18 protein-coding genes are annotated in these 18,848 nt (G+C 68.9%); all 18 read right to left on the reverse strand.

Going from position 1 to position 18,848, the window contains the following annotated elements; translation table 11 throughout:
• Positions 1–2: 2 nt before the first annotated feature.
• The 18 genes from AC0VYD_RS20735 to AC0VYD_RS20820 all read right to left on the reverse strand — a co-directional run bounded on the left by AC0VYD_RS20735 (position 3) and on the right by AC0VYD_RS20820 (position 18,828).
• Entirely contained in the window at positions 3–923 is a 921-nt protein-coding gene (locus AC0VYD_RS20735) for a F0F1 ATP synthase subunit gamma (protein ID WP_191274529.1), read from the reverse strand.
• A 3-nt stretch (positions 924–926) separates the two neighbouring features.
• Positions 927–2,564 (reverse strand): F0F1 ATP synthase subunit alpha, encoded by a 1,638-nt coding sequence (gene atpA, locus AC0VYD_RS20740; RefSeq protein WP_191274527.1) that lies wholly within the window; start codon positions 2,562–2,564, stop codon positions 927–929.
• 74 nt (positions 2,565–2,638) lie between these two features.
• Complete coding sequence (locus AC0VYD_RS20745; protein WP_473038355.1) at positions 2,639–3,460, reverse strand: F0F1 ATP synthase subunit delta; 822 nt, start codon at positions 3,458–3,460, stop codon at positions 2,639–2,641.
• Entirely contained in the window at positions 3,460–4,002 is a 543-nt protein-coding gene (atpF, locus tag AC0VYD_RS20750) for a F0F1 ATP synthase subunit B (RefSeq protein ID WP_473041157.1), read from the reverse strand. Before atpF ends, AC0VYD_RS20745 begins: the two co-directional genes overlap by 1 nt.
• 56 nt (positions 4,003–4,058) lie before the next feature.
• Positions 4,059–4,289, reverse strand: coding sequence for an ATP synthase F0 subunit C (gene atpE / locus AC0VYD_RS20755; protein WP_191274523.1), 231 nt, complete (start codon positions 4,287–4,289; stop codon positions 4,059–4,061).
• 124 nt (positions 4,290–4,413) lie between these two features.
• A complete protein-coding gene (atpB, locus tag AC0VYD_RS20760; protein ID WP_475480324.1) occupies positions 4,414–5,244 on the reverse strand; it encodes a F0F1 ATP synthase subunit A in 831 nt (276 codons plus the stop codon).
• A gap of 106 nt (positions 5,245–5,350) precedes the next feature.
• Positions 5,351–5,581 (reverse strand): AtpZ/AtpI family protein, encoded by a 231-nt coding sequence (locus tag AC0VYD_RS20765; protein ID WP_473038354.1) that lies wholly within the window; start codon positions 5,579–5,581, stop codon positions 5,351–5,353.
• Between the two features lie 105 nt (positions 5,582–5,686).
• Complete coding sequence (locus AC0VYD_RS20770) at positions 5,687–6,109, reverse strand: hypothetical protein (RefSeq protein WP_475477113.1); 423 nt, start codon at positions 6,107–6,109, stop codon at positions 5,687–5,689.
• A gap of 224 nt (positions 6,110–6,333) precedes the next feature.
• The gene (locus AC0VYD_RS20775) at positions 6,334–7,500 is read right to left on the reverse strand and encodes an MraY family glycosyltransferase (RefSeq protein ID WP_475477114.1); all 1,167 of its coding nucleotides are present in this window, start codon (positions 7,498–7,500) and stop codon (positions 6,334–6,336) included.
• 12 nt (positions 7,501–7,512) lie between these two features.
• A complete protein-coding gene (locus AC0VYD_RS20780; protein ID WP_475477115.1) occupies positions 7,513–8,400 on the reverse strand; it encodes an L-threonylcarbamoyladenylate synthase in 888 nt (295 codons plus the stop codon).
• Positions 8,401–8,480: 80 nt separating this feature from the next.
• Positions 8,481–9,344: a peptide chain release factor N(5)-glutamine methyltransferase gene (gene prmC / locus AC0VYD_RS20785; RefSeq protein WP_475477116.1), complete on the reverse strand. Its 864-nt coding sequence runs from the start codon at positions 9,342–9,344 to the stop codon at positions 8,481–8,483.
• Between the two features lie 29 nt (positions 9,345–9,373).
• The gene (gene iscB, locus AC0VYD_RS20790) at positions 9,374–10,663 is read right to left on the reverse strand and encodes an RNA-guided endonuclease IscB (protein ID WP_475480325.1); all 1,290 of its coding nucleotides are present in this window, start codon (positions 10,661–10,663) and stop codon (positions 9,374–9,376) included.
• Between the two features lie 355 nt (positions 10,664–11,018).
• Positions 11,019–12,086, reverse strand: coding sequence for a peptide chain release factor 1 (gene prfA / locus AC0VYD_RS20795; RefSeq protein ID WP_452547343.1), 1,068 nt, complete (start codon positions 12,084–12,086; stop codon positions 11,019–11,021).
• Positions 12,087–12,202: 116 nt separating this feature from the next.
• Entirely contained in the window at positions 12,203–12,412 is a 210-nt protein-coding gene (gene rpmE / locus AC0VYD_RS20800; RefSeq protein ID WP_191274491.1) for a 50S ribosomal protein L31, read from the reverse strand.
• Positions 12,413–12,804: 392 nt separating this feature from the next.
• Positions 12,805–14,793, reverse strand: coding sequence for a transcription termination factor Rho (gene rho / locus AC0VYD_RS20805; RefSeq protein WP_475477117.1), 1,989 nt, complete (start codon positions 14,791–14,793; stop codon positions 12,805–12,807).
• A 438-nt stretch (positions 14,794–15,231) separates the two neighbouring features.
• Positions 15,232–16,170: a homoserine kinase gene (thrB, locus tag AC0VYD_RS20810; protein ID WP_475480326.1), complete on the reverse strand. Its 939-nt coding sequence runs from the start codon at positions 16,168–16,170 to the stop codon at positions 15,232–15,234.
• 114 nt (positions 16,171–16,284) lie between these two features.
• Positions 16,285–17,343, reverse strand: a complete 1,059-nt coding sequence (thrC, locus tag AC0VYD_RS20815) for a threonine synthase (RefSeq protein ID WP_475480327.1) — start codon at positions 17,341–17,343, stop codon at positions 16,285–16,287.
• Between the two features lie 198 nt (positions 17,344–17,541).
• Positions 17,542–18,828: a homoserine dehydrogenase gene (locus tag AC0VYD_RS20820; protein WP_191274477.1), complete on the reverse strand. Its 1,287-nt coding sequence runs from the start codon at positions 18,826–18,828 to the stop codon at positions 17,542–17,544.
• Between the last annotated feature and the right edge of the window lie 20 nt (positions 18,829–18,848).

Here is an 18,848-nt window from a genome sequence, read left to right on the forward strand (position 1 = left end):
TGTTACTCACTTCCCGCGCTGGACCCAGAGAGCGCATCGGCACCGCCGACAATCTCACTGATCTCATTGGTGATCTCGGCCTGACGTGCCTGGTTGGCCAGACTGGTCAGGTTCTTGACGAGTTCTTCCGCGTTGTCGGTCGCGGCCTTCATGGCCGCGCGACGGGACGCCTGCTGGGAGGCGGCCGCCTCGAGGAGGGAGGCGTAGATCCGGTTGACCACGTACTGCGGGAGCAGCTGGTCCAGGACCTCCTCCGCGGAGGGCTCGAAGTCGTAGAGCGGCAACGCGTTGCCACCCTGGGACTTCTCGAGCTCCTCGTCCTCGACCTCTTCCACCTCCAGCGGAAGGGCGCGGACCACCCCGGCCCGCTGGGTCAGCATCGACACGAACTCCGTGGAGACCACGTGGATCTCGTCGACGCCGCCCTCAGCGGTGTCCTGGGAGAACTTCTCCATGAGAACGGAGCCGATCTCCTGGGCGTGCGCGTAGGTCGGACGCTCGGTGAAGCCTTCCCACGACTCCTCGACCTCGCGGCCGCGGAACTTGTAGAACGCCGCACCCTTGCGACCCACCATGTAGGTGAGGACCTCCTTGCCCTGCTCCCGCAGGAGCTGGGTGAGGGCCTCGGCCTCCTTGATGACGTTGGTCGAGAAGGCGCCGGCCAGACCCTTGTCACTGGTGATGACCAGGACGGCCGCGCGGGTGGGGTTCTCGGCCTCGACCAGCAGCGGGTTGTAGGTCACCCGGCTGGCCAGGGCAGACACCGCCCGCGTGATCTCCCGTGCGTAGGGACCGGCAGCTTCGGCCGCACGCTGCGCCTTGGTGATGCGCGTGGCGGCGATGAGCTCCATGGCACGGGTGATCTTCGCCGTCGCCTTCGTCGCGCGGATCCTCCGGCGATAGACGCGAAGCTGTGCACCCATCGGTTACTTCCCGCCCTTGGCGACCTTGATGGTTTCCTGACCGACCTTCTCCGGCGAGAGCGCCTCGGTCTCCTCGGTGCCCAGCAGGGTGCCGGCGGAGGTCTGGAAGCTCTGCTTGAACTTCTCGATGGCGCTCTGGAGGGTCTTCTGGCTGTCGTCCTCGAACTTGCCGGTGTCCCGGATGGTGTCGAGGACGCCCTTGTGCTCACGGTCCAGGAAGGACAGGAAGTCCTCCTCGAAACGGCGCACGTCCTCGACCGGGACGTCGTCGATCAGGCCGGTGTTGCCCATCCAGATCGAGACGACCGTCTTCTCCATGGAGAAGGGCGAGTACTGGCCCTGCTTGAGGAGCTCCATCATCCGGGCGCCGCGCTCCAGCTGCTGCTTGGAGACGGCGTCCAGGTCCGAACCGAAGGCCGAGAACGCCTCGAGCTCGCGGTACTGGGCCAGGCCCAGACGCAGCGTGCCGGAGACCTTCTTGGTGGCCTTGGTCTGGGCCGCGCCACCGACACGGGAGACCGACACACCGACGTCGATCGCCGGACGCTGGCCCTGGTTGAACAGGTCCGAGTTCAGGAAGACCTGACCGTCGGTGATGGAGATGACGTTGGTGGGGATGTACGCCGAGACGTCGCCCGCCTTGGTCTCGATGATCGGCAGGGCCGTCATCGAACCGGCGCCCAGCTCGTCGGAGAGCTTCGCGCAGCGCTCCAGGAGACGGGAGTGCAGGTAGAAGACGTCACCCGGGTAGGCCTCACGGCCCGGCGGGCGGCGCAGCAGGAGGGAGACCGCACGGTAGGCCTCGGCCTGCTTGGTCAGGTCGTCGAAGACGATGAGGACGTGCTTGCCCTCGTACATCCAGTGCTGGCCCAGGGCCGAACCGGTGTACGGGGAGAGGTACTTGAAGCCGGCCGGGTCGGACGCCGGGGAGGCGACGATGGTGGTGTACTCCATCGCGCCGGCCTCTTCGAGGGCGCCGCGCACGCTGGCGATGGTCGAACCCTTCTGACCCACCGCGACGTAGATGCAGCGCACCTGCTTCGTGGGGTCGCCGGTCTCCCAGTTCGCCTTCTGGTTGATGATCGCGTCGATACCGATCGCGGTCTTACCGGTCTGCCGGTCACCGATGACCAGCTGGCGCTGGCCGCGGCCGACCGGGGTCATGGTGTCGATCGACTTGATACCGGTCTGGAGCGGCTCGCCGACCGGCTGGCGCTCCATGACCGTCGCGGCCTGGAGCTCGAGCTCGCGGCTCTGGGTCGTCTCGATCTCGCCCTTGCCGTCGATGGGTTTGCCCAGGGGGTCCACCACACGGCCGAGGAAGTTGTCGCCCACCGGGACCGAGAGGAGCTTGCCGGTGCGACGCACCTTCTGCCCCTCCTCGATGCCGGTGAAGTCACCCAGCACCACGACACCGATCTCGCCGATCTCAAGGTTCTGGGCCATGCCCAGGGTGCCGTCCTCGAACTCCAGCAGCTCGTTCGCCATCGCCGAGGGAAGGCCACCGACGCGGGCGATGCCGTCACCGGAGTAGGTGACGGTTCCGACCTCTTCCGCGCGGGTGGCGTCAGGCTCGTACGACTGGACGAAGCGCTGTAGCGCGTCCCGGATCTCATCCGGCCGGATCGTCAGCTCCGCCATCTCTACGTTGTCCTTGCTCTCAAATGGCGCCGGGCTGGCGCCGTGCGTGCTTGCCTTGCGTGTGTTCGCGTGTGTCAGCCAGCCAGACGGCGCTGGACCTCAGCGATGCGCCCGGCGATGGTGCCGTCGATGACCTCGTCGCCCACCTGGATGGAGAGTCCACCCACGATTTCGGGGACGACCTCGGTGTTCAGGTGGATTTCACGGCCGTACTTGCGCGTCAGGAGCGCCCGCAGACGCTCCTGGTGCGCCTCGCTCAGCGGAACCGCGCTGCGCACCACTGCGATGTAGCGCTGGGCGCGCTCGGCGACCAGTTGCCCGAAGTTCTGGAGCGCCTGCTCCAGGGTACGTCCCCGGGGCCGGGTGACCGCTTCGCTGACCAGGGCCAGCGTCGCGGAGCTCACCTTGCCCGACAGCAGGTTCTCCACCAGCGTGTGCAGGTGCGAGGGGGCCACGCCGTCGCGGGTGAGCGCCGACCGCAGGTCCGGCTGCGCGATGACGATCCGTTCGAAACGGAACAGTTCGTCCTCGAGCTCGTCCAGACGGGTGCCCTCGACGGAGGCCACGGTCGCGTAGACCGCGAGGCGCTCCAGGGCGTCCACCATGTCGCGGGGTCCGGCCCACGGCTGGGACACGACGTCGTTGACCACGATGACCGTGGACGGCGACGCCTTGCCCTCGAGGATCTGACCGATCAGGCCGGTCTTCTTCTCCGCCGGGTTGGCCTGGTCCGCGAGCCAGCGGCGCAGCGAGTGCTCACCGCCGAGCAGGGCGACGACCTCGAAGAGCTCGCCGCCGAGGGAGACCGCGTGCTGGGCGGCGTCCGCCGGCGCCAGGACGTTGTCGTCCAGGCGCCGGGTCACCTCAGCCAGGGAGCTACGGCTGATACCACGCATCAGCGCACCTCGGCTTGCTTCGCGCTCTCGTCCTGCTCCAGCTCCTCCAGGAACCGGTCCACGACGCGGTTCTGAGCGGCGCCGTCGCTGAGCGTCTCACCGACGATGCGGCTCGCGAGCTCAGTGGAAAGGGCGCCGATCTCGCCGCGCAGCTGGACGACGGCCTGCTGCCGGTCGGCCTCGATCTGGGCCTTGGCGGACTCGATGATCCGGTTGGCCTCGGTCTGGGCCTCCTCGCGAGCCTCGGCGATGATCACCGCGCGCTGCTCCTTGGCCTTCTCGAGCTCCTGGGCGTACTCGCGGTGCGACTCCTCGAGCTTCTCGCGGTACTGCTGGCGGATCTCCTCGGCCTCGGCCTCGGCCCTCTTGGCCCGCTCGATGCCGCCCTCGATGGCGTCGTGACGCTCGTCGAGGACCTTCATCACCCTCGGGACCGCCTTGCGGACCACAAAGAAGTAGATCACGGCGAGCGCGATCGCACCGAAGGTGAACTTCACCCAGTCGATCCGCAGAATGTTGTACTCGGCTGCCAACTCCACCAACATGGTCAGCCCTCCTTCGCGTCAGTTGCCATCAGAAAACGGTTGGCAATCTCCGACTAGGCGCCGGCCGGGGCCGCGAAGGCGAGCACGAAGCCCAGAATCGCCAGGGCCTCGATCAGGGCGAAACCGAGGTAGATGTTGGTCTGCAGCGGTCCGCGGGCCTCGGGCTGGCGGGCGATGGCCTGCATACCGAGACCGAAGACGATACCGACACCAATACCGGCGCCGATGACGCTGATGCCGTAACCGATGGTGTTGATGTTGCCGGTGATCGCAGCGATGTCCATTGTGTTTCCCTTTACTCGACGTCCGGCGTTGCGGTACGCAATTGGTCAGTTCGCCGGTGTGGACGGGTCTGAAGCACTCCTCGTCCCTGGTCCGACCGGGGGGCCGGGGGAACGCGGAGGGGGTCTAGTGAGCCGCTTCGAGCGACTGGTTGATGTACAGGCTCGCCAGGAGGGTGAAGACGAAGGCCTGGATGAGCATGATCACGATCTCGAAGACGAAGAAGGCGATGTAGCCGAGCAGCGCGGCGCCCGAGTAGAGCACCGAGACGCCGGCCAGCAGGGGCTCCGCCGTCAGGTTGAGCATGTACCAGCCGCCGTAGGCGAACACGGCCAGCAGCAGACTGCCCGCGAACATGGTCGCGAACAGACGCAGGGCGTGCGTCACCGGACGGATGAGGAAGACCGAGAGGATCTCGATCGGGGTGACCAGGACGTAGATCGGCTTGGGCATCCCGGGCGGGAAGATCTGGTTCCTGAAGTAGCCCCAGCCGCCCTGGTTACGGACACCGATCACGATGGTCATCACGTAGATGACCATTGCGAACATCGCCGTGAAGGCGAGGTTGCTGTTGACCGGAATCATGCCCGGGATCAGCCCGGTGAAGTTCATGGCCAGGATGAGCGTGAAGATGCCCGTCATGAACGGGATGAAGCTGTCGCCCTTGGCACCCATGGTGGGTCGGGTGATGTTGTCCCGGATGAACAGGACCAGCATCTCGCCGACACTCTGCCTGCGGCCGGGGACGAGGCTCAGCTTCTTGCTGAACCACGACCACAGAAGCAGGACGGCACCGACCGCGACGAGCAACAGAACCAGGTACAGGTCGATGCCAGCGCTGCCGGGGATACCGGTGTACCACGGCTCCGGGAAGAACATCCCGATGGTGGGGGCCTCGAACCCGCAACCGTTGTCACCGAAGAGATGGCAACCCGGTTCGGCCGCGAGAATGCGCACGTCAGCACTCACGGCGAATCCTTTCGTCGTGACGCAAGAAAGCCTCGTTGATGGTTGTTACTGCAGCGTCGTCGCGCGATGGGCGACGCGGGACTAAGGGGGTGCTTCAGGCCTGGCGCGTCTTGACGACGATCAGGTAGATCGCCCCGACCATGCCGAGAACGGCCCCGATCGGCAGGAAGAGTGCCTGGAAGCCCAGGAGCCTGTCCGCGCCCCAGCCGACCGCGCTCCACAGGAGCACACCCGCGAGCAGAGTGGAGAAGAGCGCCCAGCCGTCGGCCTCGCGCGGCGCCGGGGGCGCGCTGGAGTCCTTCTTCTCGGTGGGTTCGCTGCTCATCTCGCTCCGGAATATAGCATGTGGGGCTTGGCTGGGACATGGCCGTCCGCCTGCCGTGGAACAGGTTATTACGCCCGTTCCGACGGGCCGCGGCGGGGCACCCCATCACGTGTTCTCCGAACTCTCGTTCGGCTCCACGTGCAGGATCTTCGCCTTGGAGGTGGCCCAGGTCTGCCCGCCCAGCCAGACCAGAACGACGGCCAACGCGCTGTAGACGAAGGCGTTGTTGCTCAGGTCGGTGATGAGGGGGCTGCGCCCGAGGGTCACCAGGAGAACACCCAGCAGCGCCATCTTGACGACGAAGCCGAGGAGGTTCGCGGCGAGGAACAGGTCCTTGTTCCGGCGGGTCACCATGATGACCGCCCACTGCCCCAGGCCGAAGCACGCGAGGACGATCCCGACCGCGAGAGCTGAGCTCGCAGCTCCGGCAGTGCCCGCGAAGAGGGCCGAGACCGCAATGGCCAGGACCCCGCACGCGGCGCTCGGAAGCGCGGCGCCGCGGAGAATCCGGGCGTCGTGTTCCTGCATGACGAAGCTCCGTGGGGTTCAGTGGGTACCTGCTCGTGAAAGCTATCACAAGGTTTTTGGTGCCAAATCCAGGGGTTCCTTAACGCGACCTTAACGCCTCACGAAAGACCCGTTCCCGGGCGCCTTCGGACCTTGTGTCACCTTGACCACATTTGCCCCGACCTTCGCACCAGTGCACATTCAGCATCCCGGAGGGGACCTCCGCCCCGAACGTGACCAGGCATTTATCCATCGGTTGACGGATGGTGATCCGCCTTCTTCCCCGCCGCCCTGTTCCGGCCCCGGGGCAACAGTCCGCGACGGCGGAGTCGCGGTAGGGCGATGAGACCGACCGCACAGGTGGCCACCAGCAGCGTGACCGTCAGAACGATGAACGCGGAGTCGAAGATGGACAGCGCAACCGCGGCGAAGGCGACGATCCCGGCCCACAGGTACATCAGCAGCACCGCGCGTGTGTGGGTGTGCCCCATGTCGAGAAGGCGGTGGTGGAGGTGGCCCCGGTCGGGGGCGAAGGGCGACTTCCCGGCCAGGGTCCGGCGCAGGACCGCCAGGACCAGGTCGGACAGCGGCAGCGCGATCACCAGCAGGGGCAGCGCGATCGGCAGGAAGACCACCAGACCGGAGGAGTTGAACTCCTCCCGGGCGGTGTTGGCGTCGAACTGGCCGGTCACCGTGATGGTGATCGAGGTCAGCAGCAGCCCCAGGAGCATCGACCCGGTGTCGCCCATGAAGACCCGGGCCGGGTGGAAGTTGTGGAAGAGGAAGCCCACGCAGGTCCCGGCCAGGATGATGGCGATCATCGCGGGGTAGGACTGGCGGACGAAACCCTGCTCGACCGCGACCACGTAGTAGTACGCGAAGAAGGCCAGGGACGAGATGCCGACGATGCCCGCGGCGAGGCCGTCCAGGCCGTCCGCGAAGTTGACCGCGTTGATGGTCACCACGATGAGCAGGATCGAGACCATCGCTCCCAGCCAGGGCCCCAGGGACAGCTGGGTTCCGGGCAGCGGCAGCCACAGCAGCTGCACGCCCTGCGAGACCAGGATGCCCGCCGCGGCCACCTGACCGGCCAGTTTGCTCAGGGCGTCCATCCCCCACCGGTCGTCGACGACGCCGATGGCCGTGATGAGGCCGCCCGCCAGCAGCAGGCCGATCCAGGTTTTGGCGACGAACACGTTCTGCAGGTGCGGCAGCTGCGCCGAGATCAGCAGCGCCGCCGCGAACCCGCCGTAGATCGCCAGACCGCCCAGCCGGGGAATCGGTTCGGTGTGCACGTCGCGGTCGCGCACCGGGGGTGCGGCACCGAAGGCGATGGCCAGTCGGCGCACCAACGGGACGAGCAGGTAGGTCACCGCTGCCGCGATGACGAAGGTGAGCGCGTACTCCCGCACGGCCTGACCCCTCTAGCTCTTGGAGCGGTCTGTGCCCTCGGGCCCGTCGGCCTCCGGTTCGGTACCGGCCCGTTCCGCCTCCGCGGTACCGGGCCCGGTCGCGTCGGTGCCGGTGCCCCCGGTCTTCACGTCCCCGGACTCGGCGGCCCCGGACTCCACCGCACCCGCCTGGGCGGCCTCCGCGGTTCCGGGGCCGTCAGCGGCCCCGGCGTCCTCGTCCTCGGCCTTCCTGGGCTTGGCGCGGCCCTTGCGCAGCTCCCCGATCACGGTGCCGCAGACCGCGCGCAACCGCTCGATGGAGATCGCTCCGGAGCGCAGCACCCGCGGGACCGCGTAGGTGAGGTCGACGATGGTGGAGGCCACCGGGCTCTCGCTCTCGCCGCCGTCGAGGTAGACCGCGACGTCCTCGTCCCCGAGCTGCTCGATCGCCTCCCCCGCGGTGGCCGCTGCGGGCTGTCCGGACTTGTTGGCGCTGCTCACCGCCATCGGCCCGGTCTCCTTGAGGAGTTCGAGGGCCACCGGGTCCATGGGCATCCGCACGGCCACGGTGCCCTTGGTGTCACCCAGGTCCCAGGACAGGCTGGGGGTGGCGGTGCACACCAGGGTGAGCGGTCCGGGCCAGAACTCCTCCATCAGGTCGCGGCCGTGGTTGCCCAGGTCGTCGATGAGCGCGGTGGCGGCCCGGATCGATCCCACCAGGACCGGTGGCGGCATGTCCCGGCCCCGCCCCTTGGTCTCCAGGAGGTTGGCCACGGCCTTCGGGCTGAAGGCGTCGGTGCCGATGCCGTACACGGTGTCCGTGGGCAGCACCACAAGATCGCCTCGGCGTACCGCGGACGCGGCGTCGGCGATCCCGTCCTTGCGGGCGGTCTCGTCCGCGCAGTCGTAGATGCGGCTCACCTGCGTTCACCTCAATCTCGTGCGGGTCGGCCGGACGGGGTGTCGGTCCGGCGCTGGGGTTGGGGCGGGGGCGGACGGCGCTAACCCTCGTCCTCGGCCCGGCGCATGACCACGAAGCGGTCGCGCCTGGCCATGTCCTTGCGGTTGAGGACGTCGCGCCAACCCCTGTCCTCGGGGAACAGCCAGGGGATGTCGATGCCCTGACCGTCGTGGTGCTCCACGGCCATGGCGCCGCCGGGGCGGAGCAGCCTGCGGCCGACCCCCTCCAGGGCGCGGATCATGTCCAGGCCGTCCTCGCCCGACCACAGCGCGGGCGCCGGATCGTAGTCGCGCACCTCGGGCGGGATCACGCCCGCCTCGTCGGTGGGGACGTAGGGCGGGTTGCTGATGAGCAGGTCGACGCGGCCGTTCAGTTCGGGCAGGGCGGTGCGCATGTCGCCCTGGTGGGAGGTGACGCGGTCGGCGTGCCCGCTGGCGTCGATGTTGCGGCGGGCCCACTTCAGGGCCCCGGGGTCGATCTCGACGGTGTGCACCCGCGAGCGCGGGACCTCCTGGGCGATGGAGATCGCGATGGCGCCGGAGCCGGTGCCGAGGTCGACCACGAGGGGGTCGGCCACGTCCATGGCGCGCAGGGTCTCGATCGCCCAGTCGACCATGATCTCGGTCTCCGGCCTGGGGACGAAGACACCCGGACCCACCTGGAGTTCCAGGTAGCGGAAGTAGGCGCGCCCGGTGATGTGCTGGAGGGGCTCGCGCGCCTCACGGCGGGAGACGCACTCCCAGTAACGCGCGTCGAAGTCGGCGTCGGCGACGGCGTGGATTTCCCCTCGACGGACACCGTGCACGAACGCCGCGAGTTCCTCGGCGTCCGTACGGGGTGAGGCCACGCCAGCCTCCGCGAGCCGCAGCGTGGCGCGGGCGACCTCGTCGAGCAGGAAGTTCATCGGTTTGCTGGGCGTGGAAACCCGGTCCTTCAGGACCGGGAGAAGACGCCCTCCCCCTTCCAGGTGTAGGCGTAGCCGTCCGCTCGCTGGAGCAATCGCACGTGCTTGTGGCCAATGCCCTGGACGGTGCCCTGGGTGGTAGTGATGTTGAATTTCCCCGAGGCGCGTACCGCGACCCGCCCGGTGTGCGTGCCCGCCTTCTTGCCCTTGGGCACGACGGCGCGAACCAGGTCGCCGGTGGAGAACCCGTAGAACCCCTTGGTGCGGGGCAGAGACAGCCGAGGGAACCCGTGCCGGTCCGGTGTAGCGCGCGCGTACCGGCCACGGCCCGCACACCCGGCGACCAGTACCCGGGCCACAGTCTGGGTGATGGCCTCGGCCTTGCCGACGGCCAGGGCGTCCAGGGTGTGGGTTTTGGGCAGGTGGTTGCGGGTGCGGTTGAACTTGGTGCGCCCGCCCGAGGCCACATGGGTGGGCAGGCGCTGATCGAGTTCTTGCCAGAGCGCCCACCGGGTGGACTGTACAGCGGCCGCATCACGCAGCGGCGCCTGCGCCTGCGCCAGGATGCGCGCGGCGGCTTTGGGAGCGAACTCCTCCACGGGCTGGTTGTCCTTGGTCTGGTTGCAGGGCACGCACGCCAGCACCAGGTTGGACACCCGGTCGGACCCGCCCCGCGAGCGGGGATACACGTGGTCGAGGTTGAGGGGCACGTTCATGGCCCCGCAGTACACGCAGGCCCGGTCGAACTTGGCCAGCAGGTACTCGCATACCTCGTACCCGGCCAGGGTGCCCTGCTGGTAATCCGCGCCCTCCAACGGTTTGCCAGCGGACAGGGCGTGGGTGTCGAAGGCGACCCGCTCCACGTGTACCGCCTTGACCGGCGCCCACCGACACAGCCGCTCCACCCAGGCGAGGGTCGTGCGCACCCGGTGCCGCAGCGAGGGAGCCAACCACCCCTGGGGGCGGGCCCGGTTGAGAAAGCGTGGGGCGCGGTGGCGCAGGTTCGCGCTCCGGCGCCGCCGCCGGTACCCCGCACGTTGTTGCATCTTCTTGCGGATCTGGGCGCCCCGGTGGTCGAGCTGCAGGGCATACCGGCCCCGACGCTCACCCGCTTGGTGGGTGAACACAGCGATACCGGTGTGCTTGGATCCGGGGTCGACCCCGACCTGAACACCGTCGACCTCGGACTCCTCTACGGTGCGGTCGGTGAGGCGGACCGTGAAGGGGGTGTGTCGGGCCACCACCGCACGCCCTTTGGTCAACAGCTTGCGGGCCCGGGCAGGTGGGCACGGCTGCAGGGGGATGTGGTTCTTGTCCAGGACGAAAACGTAGGGGTCGCTCTTTTTGGTGTGGGCCTCACGGCCCTGCTCCCCAACAGGGTTGGGGGTGACGCCACCGACACCAGGTGAGGTACTGGTGATCTCCCCTCGACCATGTTCCACACCGGGTACCGCCTGGTGGCGGTGTCCGTGCCCCGTTTCGTTCCCGATCCGGGGAGAGTCTGCTGGCACGGATTCCAGAGCAGGCCGCTGAGGAAGCACGGCCTGGTGGGTCTGCTGTCCTGTGCGGAACGTAGCCATCGAGGTCACCTCCTCAAAGGTGATGGCTGGGTCTGGTAAAGGCGGCCTCCAACCACGCGGGCTGAAAACCCGGACCTTCAGGCCCGGGATCCCTTTACGACTGAGCGGCTTCGAGCCTTTCCTTGGTGTCCGCGTCCACCAGGGCCTTGACCACACCGTCCAGTTCCCCGTCGAGGACCTGGTCGAGGTTGTAGGCCTTGTAGCCGACCCTGTGGTCGGAGATGCGGTTCTCCGGGAAATTGTAGGTGCGCACGCGCTCGGAACGGTCCACGGTGCGGACCTGGCTCCTGCGCTCGGCGGAGGCCTCGGCGTCCGCGCTGGCCTGGGCCTCGGCGTAGAGGCGGGAACGCAGGATGCGCATGGCCTGCTCCTTGTTCTGGAGCTGGCTCTTCTCGTTCTGGCAGGAGGCCACGATGCCGGTCGGCACGTGTGTGATGCGGACCGCTGAGTCGGTGGTGTTGACGCTCTGACCGCCGGGGCCGGAGGAGCGGTAGACGTCGATCCGCAGGTCGTTGTCGTTGATGACGACCTCGATGTCCTCGGCCTCGGGGACCACGAGGACCCCGGCGGCGGAGGTGTGGATGCGGCCCTGGGACTCGGTGACCGGAACGCGCTGCACCCGGTGGACACCGCCCTCGAACTTGAGCATGGGCCACACGCCCGCGCCGGGTTCGGGGGTGCCCTTGTTCTTGAAGGCGATCGTGATGTCCTTGTAGCCGCCCAGATCCGAGTGGGTGGCGTCGATGACCTCGGTCTTCCACCCCTGGCGCTCGGCGTAGCGCAGGTACATGCGGACGAGGTCGCTCGCGAACAGGGCGGACTCCTCGCCGCCCTCGCCGGCCTTGACCTCCATGATGAGGTTCTTGTCGTCGGCGGGGTCGCGCGGGACCAGCAGGACGCGCAGGCGCTCGGTGAGCTGCTCGGCCTCCTCGGTCAGCCGGTCGGCCTCCTCCGCGAAGGAGGAGTCCTCGACGGCGAGCTCACGCGCGGCGTCGATGTCGTTCTCGACCTCTTTGAGCTGGCGGTAGGCCTCGATGATCGGGGTGAGCTGTGAGTAACGCTTGCCCAGCGTGCGCGCCTTGGCCTGGTTGGCATGCACCTCGGGGTCGGCGAGCTGTTGTTCCAGCTCGTAGTACTCCCCAAGAAGGTCGTCCAGCTTCACTTTCCCACGTTCCCGTCTGTTCGCTCGCCCTGTTCGTCTCCCCAGCTCAAGGGGGCCTGGCCCGGCGGCGCCGACCGCCCCGGAAGGGAGGCGGCGCCGCCGGACGAAGGGCAGCGCTACTTGCGCTTGCCGAAGCGCTTCTCGAAGCGGGCGACCCGGCCACCGGTGTCGAGGATCTTCTGCTTACCGGTGTAGAACGGGTGGCACTCGGAGCACACGTCGGCGCGCACCCGGCCCTCGGGGTTCGTGCTCCGGGTGACGAACTTGGCCCCGCAGGTGCAGGTCACCTCGGTCGGGACGTACGTGGGGTGAATGTCGGCCTGCATGTGTGTTCTCCTTCTCAGGGCGCGACCGCCGGACGCATGACGACCGCACCACCGTCGGGGGTGGGGCGGTGTTCGTTGACCATGCGCGAACCGGTGCCGCGGCGATCCAGGTAAGAGGGCGGCGTGCTCTCCCGGGCGGGAGGACGGCCGTTCCCTGATACCAGTTTGCCAGACCCACAACCATGCCGGGACCAGTACCTATTCCCGGACCCGTCCCACCCGCCTCCCGGGAGGGTACGGCGAGGCCTGCGGGCCTCGTCCCGGAACGGGTGAGGGCACCCTCCCCGGGCGGGGAGGGTGCCCTCACTTCGTTCCCGCGGCCCACGTGGCCCGTGTGCGGCGGGCCACGGCCGACGCGCGCCCCGCGGACACGCGCCCTGCCGGGCGGGGCCCTAGCGCTCGGGTCCCACCGTGGTCTTCTGGATCTGCATCAGGAACTCGGCGTTGCTCTTGGACTCCTTCATCTTGTCCAGGAGCAGCTCGATGGCCTGCTGGGTGTCGAGGGCGTGCAGCACCCGGCGGAGCTTCCAGACGACGTTCAGCTCCTCCGGCGACATCAGGATCTCCTCCTTACGGGTGCTGGAGGCGTCCACGTCCACGGCCGGGAAGATCCGCTTGTCCGCGAGGGACCGGTTGAGCTTGAGCTCCATGTTGCCGGTGCCCTTGAACTCCTCGAAGATCACCTCGTCGGCGCGCGAACCCGTCTCGACCAGTGCGGTGGCCAGGATGGTCAGCGAGCCGCCGCCCTCGATGTTGCGGGCCGCACCGAAGAAGCGCTTCGGCGGGTAGAGGGCGGTGGAGTCCACACCACCGGACATGATGCGTCCGCTGGCGGGCGCGGCCAGGTTGTAGGCGCGGCCCAGGCGGGTGATGGAGTCGAGCAGGACGACCACGTCCATGCCCATCTCCACGAGGCGCTTGGCGCGCTCGATCGCCAGGTCGGCGACGACCGTGTGGTCCTCGGCCGGGCGGTCGAAGGTCGAGTGGATGACCTCACCCTTGACCGTGCGCTGCATGTCGGTGACTTCTTCCGGTCGCTCGTCGACCAGGATCACCATCAGGTAGCACTCGGGGTTGTTCTCGGTGATCGCGTTGGCGACCGCCTGCATCACCATCGTCTTGCCCGCCTTGGGGGGCGAGACGATGAGACCGCGCTGGCCCTTACCGATGGGCGCGACGAGATCTATGATGCGCGTGGTGAGGATGTTCGGCTCGGTCTCCAGGCGCAGGCGCTCCTGCGGGTAGAGCGGGACGAGCTTGGAGAACTCCTGGCGCCCCCGGGCCTGGTCCGGCGACATGCCGTTGACCGAGTCCAGGCGCACCAGCGCGTTGAACTTCTCGCGCCGCTCACCGTCACGGGGCTGGCGGACCGCACCGACGATGTGGTCGCCCTTGCGCAGACCGTGCTTGCGCACCTGGGCCAGAGAGACGTAGACGTCGCTCTGTCCGGGCAGGTAACCGGTGGTGCGGACGAAGGCGTAGTTGTCCAGGATGTCCAGGATGCCCGCGACCGGCAGCAGGACGTCGTCCTCACCGATCACCGGTTCCTGTTCCTGGCCGCCGCCGCGTCCGCCACGGCGGTCCCGGCGGTCCCGGCGGCGTCCCCGCCTGCGGCCACCACCGAAGTCGTCGTCGTCGTTGTTGTTGTTGCCGCGGCCCTGGTTCTGGCCGCCGCCCTGCTGGCGATCGGAGTTGTTGTTCGAGTTCTGGTCGTCACCGCCGCGGTTGCGGTTGCGACGGTTGCGCTGGCGCTCGCGACCCTGCCCGGACCTGGTGTCACGGTCCTCGGAGTCGGGGCCGTTCTTCTGGGGGGTGCTGGATGTCTTGGTCACGCTGCTCGCGGAGGTTGAGGAGTCGGTGCCGTCCGAGCGGGGCTGTTCACCGGACTCGTCGCCGCGCCTGCGGGACGAGCGGCGGTTACGGGAGGGCTTGTCACCCTTCCCACCCTGGGTCTCGGTCACGGCCTGGTCCGACGACCGCTCACCCGCGCTTTTGCGCGGGGCCTCGTCCGTGCCCGACTTGGCGGGAGACTGGGCTTCGGCCGGGCCGTCAGTTGCCTCGACCTTACCGGCCTTGGGAGCGGTGTCGGCTTTCTTTGCTGATTTGGCCTTCCCAGGGCTGCTGACCGGGCCTACCGGGCCGCCCTGCTTGGCCTCGATCGCAGCGATCACATCGCTCTTGCGCATGCGCCCCGTGCCGGTGATACCCATGCTCGACGCGAGCTTCTGGAGCTCGGGGAGCTTCTGGGCGGCGAGCCCGGTACCGCGCGAGGCCGCGCGGGACCGTGGGGCAGTCGCGGCTTCGCCGGCCTCCGAGGAGGCGTCAGCGCTCTTCTTGCTGTCGACCGCCGCGTCCGTTCGGAGTTCGGTGGTGTCGCTCACTAAGGGTCCTTCCCAAGGAGCGGGCTTCGGCCGTCAGCGGTTTGCTTGAGCGGCCGGCCCGGTGGTGCGAACCGGCAGGGGCCGGGTAGGGCGTGCCCCACGTGGATGTCGGAAACCGGCGAAAACGGTCCCCTACCCAATCGCGGCGGGCTCTGGGTACAGCCAGACGTCGGGGCGGATGGCTCGGAGGTGATGCCCGTCAACCGTGGTGACACGCTCATCCGAGGAGGAGCGGACTTCGCAGACGTGGGCACAGTCGCGGTGAAACCGCGGACTCGACACTTTGGCCACCGCTTCCGACAGGTCGAGAGATCGGACCGCCGGAGTATGGGATGCGGAAGCCGTTGTGGCGGATGAGCACACGCCCCGCAACGGGGCATCTGGTGCTTCACCCAGCCTAACATCACCAGAGGCCACGGCTATTCCTCGACACAGATGCTACGGATGGGGAGATGGGGTCCGCACCCCCGCCGGCTCGATGTGCAGGGGGCGTACGTCCCAATCATTACCCGCCCGCTGACGGATCGAATCAACCTGTCGGGTGATTTCCGGCGAATCCTCCGTAGCCGCCCCCACCGCCACCGAGCACAGCACGAGCACGGTGGGGCCCGCACCGGAGACGACGGCCGGGAGTTTCTCGTGTTCGCGCAGGTCACCGATGAGCTTGAGGGTGCGGGGCATGGCCGGGGCCCGGTACGCCTCGTGTAGCCGATCCTCGGTGGCCGCGTACAGGGATCCGGGTTGGCCACAAACGGCCGCCGTCATCAGCGCGGCGCGGCCGGTGTTGAAGGCCGCGTCGGCGTGGGAGACGGTCTCGGGAAGGAGCCCGCGGGCGCGTTCGGTGGACAGCCGCCACCCCGGTACGCACAGCACGGGCAGGACCCGCTGGTCCGGGGTGAGCCGGGCGACGCCCCAGGAGCCGCCGTCCCGGTAGGCGACGGTGTACCCGCCGTGGACGCAGGGGGCCACGTTGTCCGGGTGGCCCTCGATGTCCGCGGCGACCTGGTAGATCCAGTCCCGGTCCGGGCCGCCGTCGGGCCCGGTACGGCCCAGCAGGGCCGCGGCCGCGGCGACCCCGCCGACGATCGCGGAGGAGGACGAGCCCAGGCCCCGGGCGTGCGGGATGCGGTTGACGCAGCGCAGGTCCAGGCCGGGCAGCTTCTCACCGGCCCGGTCGAAGGCCTCGGCCATGGCCCGGACGACCAGGTGGCGCCGGTCGAGCGGTACCTCGCCCGCGCCCTCCCCCTCGACCCGGATGCGGAGTTCGCCGTCGTCGCGGACCGCGGCGTCGAACTCGTTGTACAGCTGGACGGCCAACCCGAGGGCGTCGAAGCCCGGTCCGAGGTTGGCGCTGGTGGCCGGGGCCCGGACGGACACCCGGTCGGGGCGAGGTGAGGTCACGATGTGCTCCATACAGGCGATGGTCCTGCCACCGGAGGCGGTCTCGTCGCCGGTCCCGCCGCTGGGGGGCGGGATCGTCCCGGAGGGCGGCTAGGCGAGGTCGAGGGCCTTGGCGGCGGCCTGGGCGTCGACGGGGACGGTGGTGGCGGAGGAGGCTCCGGCCAGCGCCCAGTCGGGGTCCTTGAGGCCGTTTCCGGTCACGGTGCACACGATCCGGCTGCCCTTGGGGACCTGCCCGGCCTCGACGGCCTGGAGGAGTCCCGCCACGCTCGCGGCGGAGGCGAGTTCGACGAACACGCCCTCCTCGGCGGCGAGGAGCTTGTAGGCGGCCATGATCTGGCGGTCGGTGACCTTGTCGATGAGGCCGCCGGACTCGTCCCGGGCCTGCTCGGCGAGCTTCCAGGAGGCCGGGTTGCCGATGCGGATCGCGGTGGCGATGGTGCTGGGGCTGGTGACCGGTGCGCCGTTGACGATGGGTGCCGAACCACTGGCCTGGAAGCCGAGCATCCTGGGGGCCCTGGTGGAGACCCCGTCCCGGGCGTACTCGGTGTAGCCCATCCAGTAGGCGGTGATGTTGCCGGCGTTGCCGACCGGGATGCAGTGGATGTCCGGCGCGTCGCCGAGGGCGTCCACGATCTCGAAGGCCGCGGTCTTCTGTCCCTGGAGACGGTAGGGGTTGACCGAGTTCACCAAGGCGACCGGGTAGTCGACGCTGAGCTTGCGCGCCAGTTCGAGGCAGTCGTCGAAGTTGCCGTCGACCTGGAGCAGCCGGGCGCCGTGCACGAGGGCCTGGGCGAGCTTGCCCATCGCGATCTTGCCCTGGGGCACCAGCACGGCGCAGGTCATGCCCGCACGGATGGCGTAGGCGGCGGCGCTGGCGCTGGTGTTGCCGGTCGAGGCGCAGATGACCGCCTTGGCGCCGTCCTCGGCGGCCTTGGTGATGGCCATGGTCATCCCGCGGTCCTTGAACGAACCGGTGGGGTTGAGGCCCTCGACCTTGAGGAAGACCTCGCAGCCCGTGAGCTCGGATACGCGCGTGGCAGGCAGCAGGGGGGTGCCGCCCTCCTGGAGGGTGACGACGGGGGTGTTCTCGTTGACGGGAAGGCGGTCGCGGTACTCCTCGACGATGCCTCGCCACGCCCGTGCCATGCTCACGACGGTGTCCCTTTCGGGTGGATTCGGTTTCGCTTGACGCGCGATGGATGCGGGTGGGGCGTCGCGAAGGCGTTCCGTCCCCACCAGCTACGAGTCTACGACCCTGCCCGAGTCGTCTTGCATCCCGGGCACATCTTTCTCACTATATGGACTCCGGGGTCCGTGTCAGGACACGGACCCCGCGTGGTCCGGCTACTCCTGGAAGGTCTCCACCCGCATCACGCTGGCCACCTCGCGGACCATCGGGTGCCGGCTGAGCTCCTCGACGGTACTGCTGAGCGCGGCGTCGGGTGCGGGGTGGCTGACCAGCACGAGCTGGGCGTCGTCCCCCGTGCCCTCCTGGCGCACGTTCTTGATGGACACCCCGTGGTCGGCGAAGATCTCGGCGACCTTGGAGAGCACACCGGGCCGGTCGGCCACGTCCAACGACACGTGGTAGCTGGTGATGGTCCTGCCCATGTCGTGCACCGGCAGACCGGTGTCGTGGCCGCCCTCGCCCACCGAGGTGTCGGCGAGGCGGTTGCGGGCCACGGCCACCATGTCGCCCAGGACCGCGCTGGCCGTGGGGGTGCCCCCCGCGCCGGCGCCGTAGAACATGAGGCGCCCGGCGGACTCCGCCTCGACGAACACCGCGTTGTAGGCCTCCTTGACGCTGGCCAGCGGGTGCTCGACCGGCAGCATCACCGGGTGGACGCGCACGCCCACCGAGTCGCCGTCCTGCGAGCGCTGACAGATCGCCAGGAGCTTGACGACACAGCCCATCGCCCGGGCGCTGGCGATGTCGGCGGCCGAGACCCCCGTGATCCCCTCGCGGTGGACGTCGGCCGCGGTGACCCGCTGGGTGTGGAAGGCCAGCCGGGCCAGGATCGCGGCCTTGGCCGCGGCGTCGAAGCCCTCGACGTCGGCGGTCGGGTCGGCCTCGGCGTACCCGAGGGTCTGGGCCTCCTCCAGGGACTCGGAGAACCCGGCCCCGAGGGAGTCCATCCGGTCCAGGACGTAGTTCGTGGTGCCGTTGACGATGCCCAGGACCCGGTTGACCCTGTCCCCGGCGAGGGAGTCGCGCAGCGGGCGCAGCAGCGGGATCGCACCCGCCACGGACGCCTCGTAGTACAGGTCGACCCCGGCGTCGCGGGCCGCGGCCTGGAGTGTCTGTCCGTCCTCCGCGAGCAGGGCCTTGTTGGCCGTCACCACGGACTTGCCCGCCTTGATCGCGGCGAGCATCAGCGAACGGGCCGGTTCGATCCCGCCGATGACCTCCACCACGACGTCGATGTCCGGGCGGGTGACCAGCGCCGTGGCGTCGGTGGTCAGCAGCGCCGGGTCGACACCGCGGTCGCGGTCCAGCCGGCGGACCGCGATGCCGCCGATCTCGATCGGCGTGCCGATCCGCGCGGCCAGTTCCTCGGACTGCTCGTTGACCAGGCGGACGACTTCCGAACCCACAACGCCGCATCCGAGCAGCGCCACCTTCATCGCCATTTGGGCGTGACTCCCACTTC

This window comes from Nocardiopsis sp. iso_40 (genome assembly GCF_056173285.1).

Coding starts and splice junctions, on each gene's coding strand:
- rpmE (WP_191274491.1), bottom strand. CDS start 12,412: ATGCAGGCCGACATTCACCCCACGTACGTCCCGACCGAGGTGACCTGC.
- thrC (WP_475480327.1), bottom strand. CDS start 17,343: ATGGCACGGGCGTGGCGAGGCATCGTCGAGGAGTACCGCGACCGCCTT.
- AC0VYD_RS20765 (WP_473038354.1), bottom strand. CDS start 5,581: ATGAGCAGCGAACCCACCGAGAAGAAGGACTCCAGCGCGCCCCCGGCG.
- atpA (WP_191274527.1), bottom strand. CDS start 2,564: ATGGCGGAGCTGACGATCCGGCCGGATGAGATCCGGGACGCGCTACAG.
- AC0VYD_RS20820 (WP_191274477.1), bottom strand. CDS start 18,828: ATGGCGATGAAGGTGGCGCTGCTCGGATGCGGCGTTGTGGGTTCGGAA.
- AC0VYD_RS20745 (WP_473038355.1), bottom strand. CDS start 3,460: ATGCGTGGTATCAGCCGTAGCTCCCTGGCTGAGGTGACCCGGCGCCTG.
- prmC (WP_475477116.1), bottom strand. CDS start 9,344: ATGAACTTCCTGCTCGACGAGGTCGCCCGCGCCACGCTGCGGCTCGCG.
- AC0VYD_RS20770 (WP_475477113.1), bottom strand. CDS start 6,109: ATGCAGGAACACGACGCCCGGATTCTCCGCGGCGCCGCGCTTCCGAGC.
- AC0VYD_RS20735 (WP_191274529.1), bottom strand. CDS start 923: ATGGGTGCACAGCTTCGCGTCTATCGCCGGAGGATCCGCGCGACGAAG.
- atpE (WP_191274523.1), bottom strand. CDS start 4,289: ATGGACATCGCTGCGATCACCGGCAACATCAACACCATCGGTTACGGC.